The organism is Paenibacillus sp. MBLB1832, from assembly GCF_032271945.1.
Classification (GTDB): domain Bacteria; phylum Bacillota; class Bacilli; order Paenibacillales; family NBRC-103111; genus Paenibacillus_E; species Paenibacillus_E roseopurpureus.
On the sequence record NZ_CP130319.1, the window covers coordinates 4,586,967 to 4,603,277 of the forward strand.

The 16,311-nt window shown below is 48.2% G+C and carries 8 protein-coding genes; all 8 read right to left on the bottom strand.

Annotated features, from left to right (window positions below; all coding sequences use genetic code 11):
- Positions 1-117: 117 nt before the first annotated feature.
- Positions 118-930: a DUF3604 domain-containing protein gene (locus MJB10_RS20600; protein ID WP_314797800.1), complete on the bottom strand. Its 813-nt coding sequence runs from the start codon at positions 928-930 to the stop codon at positions 118-120.
- A gap of 57 nt (positions 931-987) precedes the next feature.
- Positions 988-1,356: a hypothetical protein gene (locus MJB10_RS20605; protein WP_314797803.1), complete on the bottom strand. Its 369-nt coding sequence runs from the start codon at positions 1,354-1,356 to the stop codon at positions 988-990.
- Positions 1,301-1,624: a hypothetical protein gene (locus tag MJB10_RS20610; RefSeq protein WP_314797806.1), complete on the bottom strand. Its 324-nt coding sequence runs from the start codon at positions 1,622-1,624 to the stop codon at positions 1,301-1,303. The genes MJB10_RS20605 and MJB10_RS20610 overlap by 56 nt, the downstream gene beginning before the upstream one ends.
- 22 nt (positions 1,625-1,646) lie before the next feature.
- Positions 1,647-2,552, bottom strand: a complete 906-nt coding sequence (locus MJB10_RS20615; protein WP_314797809.1) for a phytanoyl-CoA dioxygenase family protein — start codon at positions 2,550-2,552, stop codon at positions 1,647-1,649.
- A 19-nt stretch (positions 2,553-2,571) separates the two neighbouring features.
- The gene (locus MJB10_RS26805) at positions 2,572-5,889 is read right to left on the bottom strand and encodes a right-handed parallel beta-helix repeat-containing protein (protein ID WP_314797811.1); all 3,318 of its coding nucleotides are present in this window, start codon (positions 5,887-5,889) and stop codon (positions 2,572-2,574) included.
- Between the two features lie 172 nt (positions 5,890-6,061).
- Positions 6,062-8,173 (bottom strand): carbohydrate-binding protein, encoded by a 2,112-nt coding sequence (locus tag MJB10_RS20625; RefSeq protein WP_314797815.1) that lies wholly within the window; start codon positions 8,171-8,173, stop codon positions 6,062-6,064.
- 108 nt (positions 8,174-8,281) lie between these two features.
- Complete coding sequence (locus MJB10_RS20630; RefSeq protein ID WP_314797818.1) at positions 8,282-10,111, bottom strand: S-layer homology domain-containing protein; 1,830 nt, start codon at positions 10,109-10,111, stop codon at positions 8,282-8,284.
- A gap of 75 nt (positions 10,112-10,186) precedes the next feature.
- Positions 10,187-16,210 (bottom strand): sugar-binding protein, encoded by a 6,024-nt coding sequence (locus MJB10_RS20635; protein ID WP_314797820.1) that lies wholly within the window; start codon positions 16,208-16,210, stop codon positions 10,187-10,189.
- Positions 16,211-16,311: the final 101 nt, after the last annotated feature.

Here is a 16,311-nt window from a genome sequence, read left to right on the forward strand (position 1 = left end):
GAACAAATCTATACATATCCCTGTTGATTTCTTATTTTATAGATCTATCCAAATGGGGCTGGACCAGGCACGATGTCCGTCTACCTGATGCAGTCTAACGTAATAATAAACGCTTCCTTACGAAGGCAACTCCAGTTCAACCTCTTGGTCGACCTCCCAAGCATGAGGTTCCCATGTAAAGACTGTCTTACCGTTCGAAATGAGCTCCACTCTGTCAATGGGAGCCGTTCCATACAACTGAAGCTTAGCTAACGCCCTTTCTCCAGGAGCCAGCTTCAACTCACTGCCCATCAAGGACCCATTGATTGTAAAATGACACAAGATCGGCACACCCGATGTGGCATACGTATGGCGATTATTCATCGCATCCCATATGCTCGCCCGAGTCAGCTCGGGGCTTATGAAGCCGGTCATACCGACATACCCGGCCACTGTGTTACTGCGGGTTGGAAAGCCCAGGTGGTTGTCTGTGCCACCGACGAAACCAACACGATGCCCCATGGCAAGCGCCGTACGAACGGAACCGTCAAGCTTGTTGGGGTCGGGATTAATGTCCCATAAAGCATCTGGCTCGTTACTCTCGCTGCACCCTCTCTCCTGCAGCATCTCAACCAGACGCAGCCGTTTCCCTGCCCGATTCCAGTCAAAGGATGGATGTTTCGGAGACATAGTCACGTGCACAGCTGTAATGATGTCCTCAGGATCGTCGAATTCCGCGACGTGATCCCAATCGCGGCTGATGTCGGACCAGGCAATCTCTGTCTCCGTACTTTTGGCATATACGTTGATGTGACCATCCGGCAGGTTTACCTCCCAAGAGGTCAACGGGATAAACTTGCCAGGCTCGTGGAAAAACTCCCCGGCTTGCAGCATGTGGGCCCAAGACTGGTGCAGCGGATGGACGTGCTCGGTTGCCGTAATGACATCCAACTGTAAATAATCTCGAGCATTCGTATAAGCCTCATAGAGCGGCCTGTCTCCGTCAAACTAAATCCCTGTATGAAAGTGAATTTCGCCGAAGGAATGACGCATGCCGTTAATCGGACCTGGCAAGATCGCGTGGGAAACCATCTCCGAACCTGTCACCTCATCGATGACCTTGATTCTGCCTGACTGCTTGCCCTTGTAACATACACCGTGCAGCAGGAGGAGCCCCTTCCGTGACAGGGTCCATTCCAGTCGTTCCTGAAGATTGTCGAAGTCCCCCATCGTCTCGATCCGAACGCTTCCCGCTTCCATCGGCACGGGGTTATCGTATTGATCCTTCATGAAGATGCTCACGGACAGCCTTCCATGCTGATCAGGCATCGGCTTCGTACGAATTTCTACCTGCACCGGTCTGCCTTGTACCTGCATAGAATCCGGGTTGGAACGTACGATTAACGACGACCTCACCTTCTCCATCAAGCTCCATTTGCTGTAAATTCATGCACCAATGATCCATTTTTTTCAAAAGCAGACGGAAGTCCCCCATGACAAGCCGGATACGTGTCGCAGCCGGAAGCCCTTTGGAGCATTCCAGCGTGATACGGTGTGCATAGTCTGCTCTGTCCTCTACGGACTGTACCGCAGGTCCTTCATGGAGGACCCGAATGCCTTCACCGAATCGAATGTTCTGTGTCATCGTGGCTCTCCTCACCTCGCTTCTAAAAAATAGAATTTCTAATACTAAGCTCCAGCGGGGAATAGTCTGCCTTGTTCTTCCGTTGAAGCCTCATACGCTCCTCAAGCGGCGATACCCGATTGCACATGAATCGCGGGACACCTGAATGATTTTGTGAAGGAGCATGGAACAGGAATGGATGACACAGAAACACATCGCCAGCTTGACCTGTTGTTTCAACAACCTTCAAATGAAAACCGTTCTCATCGATATAGGAGGTATTCATGAACCTCTCCACTCGCTCCAGTGCAACTTTTTCCGTTGCTTCGAAGGGCCTGCACAGCTCGACCCAATACTTGTGTTTGCCGCGAAATTCACGAATAGCAGGCCCTAACTCAATCCCCTCAGGATATTGCTGCAAGTAACTAGCTACCGGCTTGTGAGAGCCCTCCACAACCAACGTTCCTCCACCCCGAGGACCGATATCCGAGAATAAGCACAGGCACAGCAAGCCTTGATTCGGAGCGTCCACATAGTGGCGGAAATTCTGGCCATCCCAATGCCAACCTTCATGAGGCACGGTCCAAGGCTGATCAGCGCCAAGCGAGAAATTGACCGGCCACCAGCCCCACTTCGTAGAGGAGCCATCGTCTCCATATACCTGCCAGTCCTTCAGTCGACCCACTCCAATCAAATCTTTAACAGCATCCGCCAACCGACGCGTGCTGCATCGATGGAACTCTTCGGAACTATAATGCTCCTGAATGCTGATAAGCGGTTCCGTCCATGTAGAGCGATCCTGACGATCAATACCTTCCCGCTCCAGTCTTTCCCATAGTCGATCTTGCGCAGTTAGAGCGAACTTTCTTGGGTAAGCTTCCTCCACCTTCACATAACCCATTTCAATGAATTGCTCGATTTGACTTGAGCTTAAGACCTTCGACATCATGCTCCATCGCCTCCTAAGTTCATCTCTTCACTTCAAAGGTAAAACTGCTTGAAGTACATCGATTCGGATCGATAGAGAATAACGCCGCTCCGACCAGTATTGTTGGCGGTAGTTCAATCTCCACAGCGCCGATCTTCTGACTTCCCCGCTCATCCTCCAGGTAGGCTGTCGCCGTACCGTTTCGATAAGTTAGCACGAGGTATACGGGGAACGCCTTCAACTGCTCCGTAACTTCACTAATAACCGAACCGTTCTGACTGCCTCCCTGCTTCCATTCGGACAGCGCACCGGCAATCGGCCTTACAGCGGCGCCATCTTCCAGTCGAGCAGCAAGCATGATTCTCCCTTCCGGGGTAACCCTGAGATTGACGCATCGGCTGTCCACTCCATGATGGGCTCGCAGCAAAATACCACACTGACTATCGGAATGAATTTCTTCTATATGTTGGATCTTCATACTGACCTCAACGTCTGCTGAATCAGCGATTTCCTTATGAAGGAAGGTAAAGTCGTCCTTATCAAACCAGATGTTGCACCCGTTCGAATACAGGGTCCACTGCCCATCGGCAAAGTGGATGGCCCCTTGAGCATCCCCATAGTTCGATAACATCCATCCTTCAGGCAAATTCGTCTGCGGAACAGCCCGAATTACAGAGCTGTCGGTAAATCCATCCGCAATCACCGTGATTTTCTGCTCCGAAGGGGACCTGAATGTGATGGATTGTCCATCTACCAGGGCGTCCTCAACCTTTACCTGGAACTCACTCAGGTGAAGATGGCTGCCGCTGTACATGACGCCTTCGGCCTTCACCGGAACGACTTCTCCAATCGAGGCCAGCTTCGGCAACTTGAGCTCCACGCCCTTCAGAACATCACTTTCGATAAGAACCGTAAATTCCTGCACGAGGGTCTGGTCCTCAAAGACGGCGATAGCGCTAACGATATCCTCCCCCTGACGAATGACTTTGTACATATTCTCGGATACTAGATTATGCTTGCTTCGGAACGATACGTGAAGCGGCTTGATGGATTGACCCAAGTGAGTCCGGCCAATTACATTCAGTTGTAGACTCTCGCCGACAGCCATTGTGGCAGGGAGATTTATCATGCACACCTCCTTGAGCCTATCATCCACCAAGACATCATGATATGTGGTAAGTCCTTCATAGGTAATTCGGATACGGCACGCTCCTGTGCGTACTCCAGTCACAAGTCCGGACTGGTTCACAAGAACTTCTGGACCCTCTGCCAACAATTTCGCTTCGGTCAATTCTATTAACATCCCATTGTCGGTTCTGCCAAAGCAGACCAGCTTACCTTGTTCACCTGATTTCAAGTTCAGATAGGATCTCTCATTCCCGGACCAAGGAAATAGAGCGACCACCCTACCCGGCTCTTCCATCCGGTAAGATTCCATCACACCAATGTCCTTCATGTTAATTTCATCTTGACCTAAGAGGAACGCATCGGAATCATAGCGCAGCCGGTAGTCGTCGTTCGTCGCATCGATGAATCGCGGGTCCGCGATCCGGGATTTCCAATCATATCCTGCCCGCTTCCACTTTTCGAGTGAAAGTTCCCCCTTCTTGCCCTCATAACCGATCACATGGTATCCTTCACCAGTTGCGTTAAAATACAAATTGTTGTCACATCTCTCCAGTCGATTGTATTGCCAGTCCGCCGACGTAAGGATACCGCCTGTGTTGTTCGCAAATACATTCTCCTCGATCGTAATGTCAAAGTTTTCCTTAGGCCCCATAGAGAAGGTAGAAATGACTCCACCATCTTCTACGATATGACAATCGACCACTCGGTTATTTCGAATGACATTCTCGGTTCCCTTCGCTACAATCGCACAGGATAACTTACCTTCCCCATTATGGTTCAGCCTGTACACCAAATTTTTCTCGACGCGATATTTATGGCAATTGTCATCTAGGTAAATCCCGTTTGCGAAGGAGAACGGAACATCTTGATCATGTACCATATTATTATAGAAAACGTCATTTGGCCCTGAACAAAAGGCCTGGATCGCGCCAGTATCCTGTGAGTCCGTGCAGCACCGGAACGTTTCATTGAAGGCAACATAGTTGTCTCGGGTATGATTAAACTCATATAGCAGGTGCTGCTGAACCTTTTTGCCGCCAAAGTAGGGGTCGGTCTGATCAATGTGCCGTGCGGTGCCTAACAAGCTAATCGCATACCTTACCGAATCGTGAATCCGATTGTGCATGATGACGCTTTCGCCCGCATACATGAGCTGCACTCCCGCACATTGCCCGACTCGAATGCCCAGATCATGAATATGATTATTTACTACGGTGTGCCCTTTATTAATTGTGTGACGGGAGTGCTTCTTGCCCATTCCCCGAACGCCTGTATGTCCGATGTGATGAATATGGCAGCCCTGTACGGTTACATTCTCGGTATGGTGATACATCGTCACGCCATTGAGGCCGGTATTATAGATGCGCATATTTGAAATCATGATATTACGGGAACGTTGAATGAATACAGCAGCGTGATCCTGATCCTCTCGTTCTTCATAGATCAAGTCAAGCATATCGGTGCACGACAAATCCATTTCTTCTATTGTAATGCTCTCACTATCCTGTACATGGAAAATATCGCGAACCGTAGGCATGATGATCATCTGTTCCTCAATCGGCAGGACATATGGCTTGTAGTAGAGCTCCATACGCTCCCGATCCAAGAAGAATTCACCCGGCTCCGTCAATAACTCCAGACTGTTATAGATATAATAGCGCGTGCCCACACCGAGCGCGTACCAAGTGTCTTGGGACAAGGTAACACGACGCTCTTCCTGATCAATTCGTATCGGCATATCGACACTGTGCCAATTAAATTCACCCATCGGACCAGAAGGCCATAGATGCGTCTTAAGAGACTGAACGCTAGATAGCGGAGGAATATCTTCACGATCGTAGAGGAAGCTGGCCTTGAAGTTGTCCGGGACATTCCCCTTGGATCTCAAGTAACCGGTCTTCGGCCATCTCGCACAGGTGCTTCGTTTGCCGTTCTCGTAGAGTTCGTTAAACGTATGTGGAACGGTTATCTTGTAAATGCCTTCCTTGTAAGGAGTCCATCCCTTTAAGGGAACTCCTCCAACAAGGGATGCTCGCTCGCCTTCCCGCGAACGGAGCTTGAGGTTTTTCTTTCCATGAATGGCAACAGGCTTTGTTAAATAGTAGGTGCCACCGGGAAGAATGATTTCGCTCCCATTGGGTGCGCTTTCAATTGCTTCAATCAAGGAATTATCCGATACTTCCTCAACGAAAATTGTAATTTTCGCCTCTGAATCGATATTCGTATGCATGGAAAGGTCTCCTATCTACTTTTGACTTTTGAACCATCATACCCCCCATTCCCTCCTGCAACAACCTGACACATTTCGCTACTTACCCTGTGAAAGTAAAGAGGATGCCAATTATGAAAAAGCCCCCGCGTTTGCTTTGTTAGCGAACACGAGGGACATAACACGTTGTATTCTATTGCTCCACGACCGAAACATCATCTACATAAAAATCGGCTGTTCCGCTATTATAGATGGCAATCATTGCGGTACCGGATTCCGTAACCGAATAGGTGCCCGTTAGTTGGATCCAGCCCGTCGTCGTCACGTTCTGTACCACCATATTGACGTATTGACTGGGCTGCCCGCTCGGCGTAAAGATGCCTTGGATGTAGAATTGGTCATTACCGCCCGTCAGGATATCAGTCTTCACCCAAGCTTTGATCTGGTAGGTCTTACCTGCAACCATTGGCACTTGCTGCTGTATTCGATGCCAATATGCCGTTCGGCCTGAAACCTTGGCCGATTTACCGCCGCTGCGGGTAACGCTAGTCTCCTGAGCAATTGTATACGTCGAGGCTGCTTTGTTCCAACTGGTCACACCGCTCGCGAAGGAGCCATTCGTTACTAACGATCGATTGAACTGCATGTTGTAAAGATTACACGTAGTAATCGTACTGCCCTTAAAAATCAAGTAAATATCATGAACACCTGTTATCGGATCCAGTATCGCGAATTGGTCCTGTGCCGTACCGAACGCCCCCGTCGACCCGATGTTGAGCACGCCCAGCAACGGGCCCGCTTTATTATCCTTACGCACCTCAATCGTACCTCCTGCATACGTGTCGGTTACTCCTAGATTGGCTTTCCAACGTAATCCCTGTGAAGAGCTATCTCCGAAGTCCACGCTGTACAGAGCAGCCCAGCTATCTTGCTTCGTGTTCGTCAAGCCATAAGAATTCCAGGTAATTCCTCCTCCCCAGAAATTCGCCTTGGAGGCGGACATATTCGTATATGCATCCTTCGATTGGGGCAGAAGGCCGAACAGCGTCGAATGCGTATGCGTATCCGATCCTGCTTGGAACGTAAAGTTCACAACAGTAGAAGCTGCATATCCCGGGTTGCCGCGGACCGATAAATCGTCGGCAAGCGTGAGAGAGGAGGCGCCGCTCGTTTGCGCCGAAGCGGTCATACTCGATACCGTCGTATTGCCGGTTGAGCCGTTGGTCGTAAGGGAATTGGTTGTATTCAGAAAGGCAGGATCGCCAACAATCCGATTGTTAAGGTACGTATTTACCCCCGTATCTTTATCCCAGAGCGCATGTCCTTGCGTATTCTCGGGTCGCTCGAAGATGAAGTTGCCCTCTATCGTATTCCCAGAGCCATGCTCGACGCTCATGTCTCCTAAGTAGGAATAATATTTGTGGAGAACGAAATTGTTTTTCCACAACGTATTGTTTCTTACGGTGACATTGTTCGAATAATAAACATGAACCCCTCTTCCTCCGTTATGAAACGAGAGGTTATTCTCAACCAAGGATTGATATGAATAACCGCCTGCTTCTCCCCCTCCCTGCCCATTCTGGAAATCATCCATAATAATTCCATTTCCATCAGTGGGGGAAGCCGCATCGTTCTCAGTCGCGTTGTTATAAGAGATATTGTTTCTAATAATGATATGATAATCATCCGTATAGGTCTCGAAATGAACGGGATGAAAGATGGAGATACCGCTGCCGTTCTTCGGACCGGTTCTCGCATTGTCCCGAACGACATTCCCTTCAACCAGAAGGTTGTCGGACGTGTTCAGTTGAATCCCCGAGCTGCCTGCATTGTAAACCGCATTATTCTTGATCGTTACCCGACTGCTGTTGCCCGCATATATTCCGAAGTAAGGATAAGCTACCGTATCCGAGAACGTGACGTCCAAGCCCTCAATTGTCACACCAATGGAGTTTATGATGTTGATGGCATTGAAATCGTTGAGGCTTATGATTTTTACACCGCGCGGGTTAGCAGCCTTGAGTACGAATCGGTTGGTGTTTGACCCGGCTTTGCCGCTAATGCTGATCTCGTCCTCGTAATAGGTACCGTCCTGAACGATAATGGTATCACCTGGTCCAGCAACTGCCGCGGCATGCTTGATCGTCGCAAAAGCGGCACTTACGGATAGTCCGTTATAGTTGGTATCGTCGCCGGATAAGCTGACATAGTACGTATTTCCTGCTGCAGATGCGCTGACAGTGAAAACGCTTACTAAAAATAAAGTCCAAAACGCAATCGACAGCTTTTTTTGAAAAATGTTCATTTACAATTCACTCCCTCTATTAGATGGTTGTATGCGTTAAACCTTGCTCCTCCTTTCCTCGAGTATGAGGAGCGAGTAGCCAAGGGCCACCCGCTTATTCTCTTACCTCTACGGTCTATTCGTAATTCGATATAGCAGTACTGCAGACTCTGCTCTTGACGTGTTGTCCATCGGCCGGATGCTTCCCCCATCCCCTTGTACAATACCCGCGTTAACCAGAGCTCCTACACTTCCAATCGCATAGTCCGAAATCGAAGCTGCGTCCTTGAATGGTTTCAAGATTTCCTGATCTTCTTCCAGGCTCCCCTTCTTGGCGAGCTTAATCGCCCTTGAAACAAGAACCATCATGTCCTGTCGCGTGATATAGTCCTTTGGATTGATCCGATTACTTCCAACACCTTCGCTTAGTCCGATCGCTTTGGCGGTTCCGAGCGCTTCATAGTAGTAATCCTGCGGCGAAACGTCATCGAAATTGGTTTGGAATTCTGCGCTGAAGCCAAGTGCCCCCACCAACAACTTGATGAAATCGGCTCGTTTTATTTTGTCATGGGGTGCGAAGGTGGTATCTGAGGTCCCATTTATTACTCCACGAGATGCCAAGACGCTTATTTCCTTCTGGGCCCACGGAGCATCATGAACATCAGAGAATGATTTCACGTCGTAGGCTACCGCATAGGTACTGAAATGTGAAGTGGTGAAGGTTACGGTCTTAGTGGCCAAATTATATTTTCCGGATGGCACCCGGTTCACGTTCCCCTGCCCGTCAATATACCAGACGACGATGTGCTCGGGATCCAGCAATTCTTCAACTGTCGGAGAATAAGGGACGATTACCGTTACCGGTGCATCACTATTGCTCCATGAAATCACGTTTCCATCAAGTGATGCATTCAGTTCAATAATCGGTTTATTGGCAAGCTTCCCCTTTGTTTCTCCACTCAACTTATTTGAATCAGCTATCCCGATCGTAATGGCCACTTGGGCTGCACGCTCTACTTCCTGAATTCTGAACATATTGTCAGGTATGATGACTCGACCGATCGGGGTGCCAAATTCAATCTTCCGATTCGATTCATTCTGAGTAGCTGTATCGGCAGTCACCATTTCTTTAGGCAAGATTTGCTGATATTCCTTTACTCCGACCAACGGCTTTACGTCTACAACAACATTCATCCCACTGTCAGTTTGCTTTAAGGCCAGGTTCAAGGACTTCGCATCCACAACTGACTTAGCCGTGCTACCTGACTTTATAGGCGTGATCTCAATGAGTCCAGCGTTTGTTCCTACACTAGCCGTTGGAGTTGGTGTAGGCTTAGGGGTAATTGTTGTTGAAGGAGCAGGAGTTATCATAGCCGCCGGAAATGATGGTATGGTTGTCGATGGTGACGGCGATGGCGATGGCGATGGTGATGGTGACGCTGATGGTGATGGAGTTGGTGTCGAAGTCGATGTAGACGCTATGACTGTTATCGTCGCTTTCTGATTGACTACATAATTGGTAGAGGCTAACGTATTTGCCGATAGAGCTTGCATGGAGTTTAGAGTGACATCCGTTCCGGAATTCACCGTCTTCCCTCTAAATACCAGTTTAACCATCATTACATTCCCACCAGGGATCGCACCATAGGAGGACTTCACCAAGCTGACCCACAGTGTGTTGTTCTCGTTGGTTTGCGCACTCATGCTAAAGGTGGTGGTGTTAGCCTCGGCTCGAACAAATTCCAACTTGGTGGAATCAAAGGTCACGTATGATTCAAAGGCATATAAGCCCGTAATATTGCTTCCTGTCAGCGTAACCTTGACTTCCTGTCCTGCTTCCACGATGCTCTGATCCGAGACGATCACGAACGAAGGCGAGGAATCAGCATAGATCGTTACAGCAAGCAGGTTAAACAGCATAGCGAAAAGCAATAGAGAGACCAGCTTCCTATTATTCATCGAAGTACCCCCCTCATTAGGAAAAAGAAAGGCAGTTTGAAACTGCCTTCTTTCTTCGTATTTTGTTAATAAATTTTAGTTGCGCAAAATTTTCTTAGTGATGAAGGCGATCTCATACAAGCCGATTTCACCGTCTCCGTTAATATCGTACTTCTTGACGTTAGACCATCCTGCATCCCCTACATGCTTTTTGTAGTAAGGTACAACCAGACCAAGATCGCCAATGTCATAACCCGTAATGATGTTGAAATCACCGGTTTTCGCTGTGATGACCAGTATTTGGAAAATGGCAATCGCTGCGTTCAGATCAGCAGTCGCTTGAATAATTTGATCATTGGTTGCCGTTGAGCTGTTCCGTACACCTTGAGTCGCTCCGATTGCCGCGTTCAAGTAAGCTTTCGTACCTGCAGGATATTGGCCAATCTCCACTCCTTCCACAGCTGAGCTCAGAATAGCTTGTGCAGATGCCAATGCCGCACTCAGACCCGATGTATCGATGATCAAGACCGTTTTCCCTGTCGTAGCTGCATAAACAACCGTCCCTACCGTATTGGACAAGATGACTTCCTGAAGTCCGATGTTCCAGGTACCTGCCTGCTTCGGCATAAAGGTAATGTTCAACAGGTTTGACGCATTTCCCGTAATGGCATTATTGGAACCGGCGTTCGTTACAATCAAGCGCACCGTTCCTGCATCCGGTCTGTTGTAAACCGATTGTACTACCGTTGAAGCAGGAACCGCTGTCGCGCTGACCAAATCAAACCTCGAGCTGTCGTACGAGAGTGTAATGTCTTGTGCCGAAACATCCGTTACCCCTGCAAGATTGTAACTCAGAACGAGACTTGTTCCTACTTCTAGACGGTCAGATCCCGATAGGGTAGCGGTTGAGGTATTTGTGACAACAACATTCGCCACCGCAGAAATGGAGGTGCTGTATACGGTACCTGTTACTGTGAAATTTCCTTCCTTCGCATAGCTGTAAGGATTGATCGCTGCCCAGCTTACCGGAACTGCGGCAGTAGTGCCGTTATTGTACACCGCAGTGACGGTTGCAGGTAATTCCGGAGCCCAACCGGCTAACGTAACAACTTGTACGGGATTCAAGCTGACAGCCTGAACCGGAATGACAGTCACAGTCGCTACGGCCGGGATCGTCGTACCCGCTACCATTCCGTTCACGGTAAAGGTGCCCGCACCCGCATAGCTTGCCGGTGAGATCGGATTCCAAACCACGCTAAGTTGCTTCGCCTCGCCCGTGTTGTATACAGCGTTTACGACGCTCGGCAGAACAGGTGCTACTCCTGCAAACGTACTTGCCTGTACAGGTTCGATGCTCTCCACAGCCTTCGTAGGATTATCCGTACTATCGACAAGCAACCCAACACCCCAAGTGTTCGTGTTCTGCCATTTGTTCGAATCGACATAGTTCCAGAATCGATTGAAATCTCTGGTGCCCGTTCCCGGGTCGTCGCCAAGCTGTACATCAAGACCAATCAGATGTCCCGCCTCAATTGAAGTCGTTGCTGTATTGGCATCGAAGGGAGATTCATTGTTCAGGGCAATGGAGCCCTCAATGACGTATCCGGAATTTGTTAATCGGGTGAACGTCTTAAATTCGCCCTTCAAATTACCGCCCTGATTATTGTTAACATCTACCATGTACTGACCGTCATCGCCCTCGTATTTCGCTGTCTTGCCATTATTGACATCGAGGAAGATTTCAAGATGGTCACGGTTATACAGGTTTACATTGGAATAGCTAATCGTACTGTCTTTAATATCAGCGTAGAAATACAAGCGATCTTCATCCCACAGGAATTTGATGTCGCCGTCAGCCCTAGGCGTGCTCTTCACTACATCGACACGGCTAAGCTTGAGCGTCTCAGTAGTATCCCAGATGCTGTCATACTGAGCATCAAGCGTAGGTGTGCCTTTGTAAATCTTCGCATACTCATTCACTCTAGAAACAAGGTACAAGGACCCGTATTCCGTCGTTTCTGTTCGATTTGCACCAACGATATCATTCCAGGAGAGAATATCGACTCCATTTTTGTTAACGTAAACGTCAAACCCGATTTTGTTAGCATCCGTCAGTTTATCATTCAGTACAGGCATTGCTGCTTCGAGAATGTACTGGCCGTCCACCTTTCTCACCTTCGCCGACAATCCGTTAGGTCCGGAATATGTCCCATCCAGCTTTACGGTATAAGCAATGTCATCACTTTGAATGTCAATGCTTCGGTTATAGTTCTGATCGAAGAAGAACGTGACGCTGTCATTGGTGGTAAAGCTGCCGGGAAGCTTTGCCAGAGCGTAAACATATCCGGTATCGTACAAGGTCTGAACCGTTACCGCTGCCTGAGTGGTGTCGCCATTCAAGTGATTATTCAGCAGCATCTCTGGCGTATAATTCCAGATCTCATCGACATAGCCGTCTACATCGATGACTTCACTGGTTTTGTAGGAAACATTCGATCTGTACAAATTGGATATGAGTGGCTCCCTCTGAAGCTTGGTAATGGGTGTTGCCACCTTCTCGATTCTGGAACCTGCATCCTGTCCGGTCGCCGCTTGCCAGCCGCTCAAGTCAACCTTCGCTCCCGAACTGGTGTTGAAAGCTTCGGCAAGTCCTTCCATAAAGAATACATTGTTGTTAGAGTTCAATGTGTTTACAAAGTTCGTATAACCAACGGCATCTTTCGATTGTCCGGTATAGAAGAAATTTTTGGACAGCGGTCTAATCGTCGTGTCTGCGCGATTCTGGAATACATTGTTCGTGAAGGTATTGTAAGTCGTGTGGGACTTCCACATAAACCCGTCATCGCTGCTCGGATAGTCATATTGACCTGGTGTTCCCGGACCTCTTCCGACACCGCCGTGATCGAATATAGAAATATTCTCACCGTTATCATAGAAGTTGTTATGATCAACCGTTGTAAACATGGACGCCGGCAAATATAGTCCCTTGGTATTTTCATAGATGTCATTATTCTTAATGATAATCGGGCCCTCATTGGCTTCGGAATCAATACCGGAGTTGAAGTTATAAGCGAACGTCGAATTCTCGATCGTTAATCGACTGTTATCGGTATCAAGCCAAGCCCCGTGGGCATAGTTTCCGATAAATTGGGAATTAGTGATCAAGCCATCCCGTACGCTGGAGAATTTAAATGCGCTTGGATCCCAACCTGTGAAGCCGAACTGGTAGCCTACCCAGTTGTTATAATTGAACTTGACATTGTCGAATACGATATTGCGTAGATAGCCAGCCCAAGAGCCCGATCCCCCCTTATTTCCGTTATAGGAAATCTCGACTTCACGGAAAGTCGCATTCTTCAGCTTGGCGATCCCCAGACCGTTGAAACGGTTATGATTGAACGTAGTCTTCTCAATCAGGACGTTATCCAAATTCGAGATGGTTACTGCATCACCGCTAGCCCAACCTGCATCTTCAAAACGAATGCCTCTCAAAACGAAATTATTAACACCGTTTATGGAGAAGAGGTTTTTACTTACCGCAACCGATACATTCGACATAGGATCTCCTGAAGGTACCTTAGCGTAAATTTTGTTTGCGGCATAATCGATATAGAAAGAACCAGGAACCATCTTGGAGAACGTATCTACAGGGAAATAATATGAATTCCCGGATCTCATCAAGCCATTCTGGAATTGTCCATTATCCTTAACCGCTGTACCGAACGGATTGGCAGATAGACCGTTGGGAGCCGTATTCGTTCCGTCCACCGTCAAGCCCGCTTTCACATCAGCTGGTAAATCGGCACTAAAGATGCTTGCAGAAATTTTGCTAAATCCTGAAACCGGCTTGGCACCCGTAAGTTTCACCATTCCTGGGTTTTTCGCTTCAAGAATAATCGGCGGGGCCCCGGTAGAAGTCGCTGCGACGCTGACACGCTCCGTATACGTGCCATCCAGCAAGACAATTCGGGTACTTTGTCCCGCCGCTCTATTCGTAATGGCTGTATTGATTGCGTTCTGAATCCCTTGGGCTGGCGTGCTTTCGGACGATCCGTTCCCGGTTCCATTCGGAGATAAATAGACCGTATTGGTGGTCGTCTCCGAAACAGCCGTGTAGCCGGTAGGTCGTGGACCCGTAATTCCAAAAGCAGCGGTCTTCAAATCCATAAGTACCGAGTCGAGCTCTTCTTGTTTAAGATTCGCATTATTGAGTGCTGTATTGGCCTTGACGAGCGCAGGTGACAGCAAGGCCCATACCATCGGCGTAACATATTCGTTCGGGCCAGTTATATCTTTGTACTGGTTATAGGTGTTCTGCAGCAAGGTTTTATCGACTTTGGGAACATATCTCAATGTCAAATTATCCAGCCATACCGTCATAACCTCCGTAGAAGTCGTATCATTACCTCCGCCGACATCGAAAACAATCTGATCAAGCTTTGTAGCGGCTTTGGAGATGACGTTGTTACCGGTGGCGCTATAGAAATTACTTGTACCTGCAGCTCCAGAGATCAGAACTCCGTTCTGGTATACATCCACTTTGTTCGTTACGAAGTCCATCTCATAACGGTAACGAATCCCCGTGTTCTTCGAACCATTCATAACCCCATAGGACATGGATGTGAATTTGGCTGCTGAAGTTCCAAGTGCGTTGCTTGTCTTTAGGTTATAGCCTAAATTGTTTTGAAGGAATTCAGGAGCATTCGCCGTGCCGCCTTCCTCCGATAGTGCAGTTACTTGCGGAAGCCTCTTGTTGGTTGACGTCCCGGAGAGATGCCAATTATCCGCAAACAGTGTATATTCGAAGACTGCCTTCGTTTCGGGGGACATTCTCAAGTTGCTTAGTGATAACGATACGCCCGTCGTATCCTTGGCTGTTTTCACCAGTTTCAGTCTGCCATTATCAATGCCGACATAGTTCGTGGTCGGACTGGTGGTGTTTGTCAAAGTAGCACTAACAACCTTATTCCCGTCGCTGTCAAAGAAATCGGTTGTTTTACCGGCAAGCATCGCCGTGTCGAACGACATATTGAAAGAAGTGATCATCCCCGCATCCGTATCCGTCTTGGCTGTGGATGCGGTTAACGCTGCAACCTTTAATTTATTTGTTGCCGTATCAATCTCATACTGCGATGCCGAACTGTTGGACAGTACCGTGTTGGCGTAGGTCAATGCCGTGGTCAAGTCGGAATATACCTGCTGTAGCCCACCGCAATCGGCAAGTGTCTTGCTGCTGTTGGCATTGTAAAGCGTTTGCAAGTCCGACTTATTATCAGCCTTCGGCAAATATTTAATCGTAATATCATCGAGCCAGATCGTACTGGATGAGTTCGTTGCCCCATTAGAAACCGAGCCAGCATCAAAGATGATTTCGTGAATTCTTCCCGCGTTGATCGATGCCGCAGGCGTTTTTGTAAAAAAATAGCCATTGTTTATGATTTGCGTCGGTCCATAGTAGGCGTCAACTCTGTCGTTCACAAAGTCAAGCACATTCTTGAATGTTACTTCTTGGCCCACCAGATTTGTTGTTGGAACGGTAGGGAACGATATTCCACCACTCGATGTATTGGCGTAATTGTAAGTCAAGTTATTTGCGGTCTGATTGGCAGTAAACGCATAAGCGGTTGGATAATTCAGACTTGCCGGATTGGTAACGGTTACAGAAGGAAAACCGCGATTGGTGTTGGTTCCGATTGTATTCCAGCTGTCGGTTTTCATTTTGTATTCCAATATTGCCTTCGTATTATCCGGCATGACGATATTGCTGATCCTGAACTGGACGGTCGGATAGGAGGACAGCTGATTGTCCCTTACAATCTTTAACTTCCCGTTCTCTACTGAGATGGAATTGGCCGATTGATTGGCAGACTGATTGATCAGGCTTAGCTGGGCAATCGTTTCATTCTGTGCATTCTTGATATCGACGGTGTTATTCACGGTGTAGCTGTTGTCGAACGTTAGCGATAAAAGCGTTTGCATTTGTGCTTCTTCAGTAGGAGTAAGTGCTGCGTACGCCGTGTTCTGCGGGATCAGCAGCGAGCCTGCGCTCATGACCAATACTGCTGCCGCCGTACATACCGACGTCATCCTGTTCCACATGGATGATCGTTTTCTTTTCATAAAATCCCTCCAATTCATGATCGCAGTCGTTCTCCCAATTAGGTATAACGACCTGTCTATATGTAATTGTATTGGATTAGCATTGGGAAACAACACGACAA

Excerpts from the sequence above, each read along its gene's own strand:
- MJB10_RS20630 (WP_314797818.1), bottom strand. The coding sequence starts at position 10,111 with ATGAATAATAGGAAGCTGGTCTCTCTATTGCTTTTCGCTATGCTGTTT.
- MJB10_RS20605 (WP_314797803.1), bottom strand. The coding sequence starts at position 1,356 with ATGCAGGTACAAGGCAGACCGGTGCAGGTAGAAATTCGTACGAAGCCG.
- MJB10_RS20610 (WP_314797806.1), bottom strand. The coding sequence starts at position 1,624 with ATGACACAGAACATTCGATTCGGTGAAGGCATTCGGGTCCTCCATGAA.
- MJB10_RS26805 (WP_314797811.1), bottom strand. The coding sequence starts at position 5,889 with ATGCATACGAATATCGATTCAGAGGCGAAAATTACAATTTTCGTTGAG.
- MJB10_RS20625 (WP_314797815.1), bottom strand. The coding sequence starts at position 8,173 with ATGAACATTTTTCAAAAAAAGCTGTCGATTGCGTTTTGGACTTTATTT.
- MJB10_RS20635 (WP_314797820.1), bottom strand. The coding sequence starts at position 16,210 with ATGAAAAGAAAACGATCATCCATGTGGAACAGGATGACGTCGGTATGT.
- MJB10_RS20615 (WP_314797809.1), bottom strand. The coding sequence starts at position 2,552 with ATGATGTCGAAGGTCTTAAGCTCAAGTCAAATCGAGCAATTCATTGAA.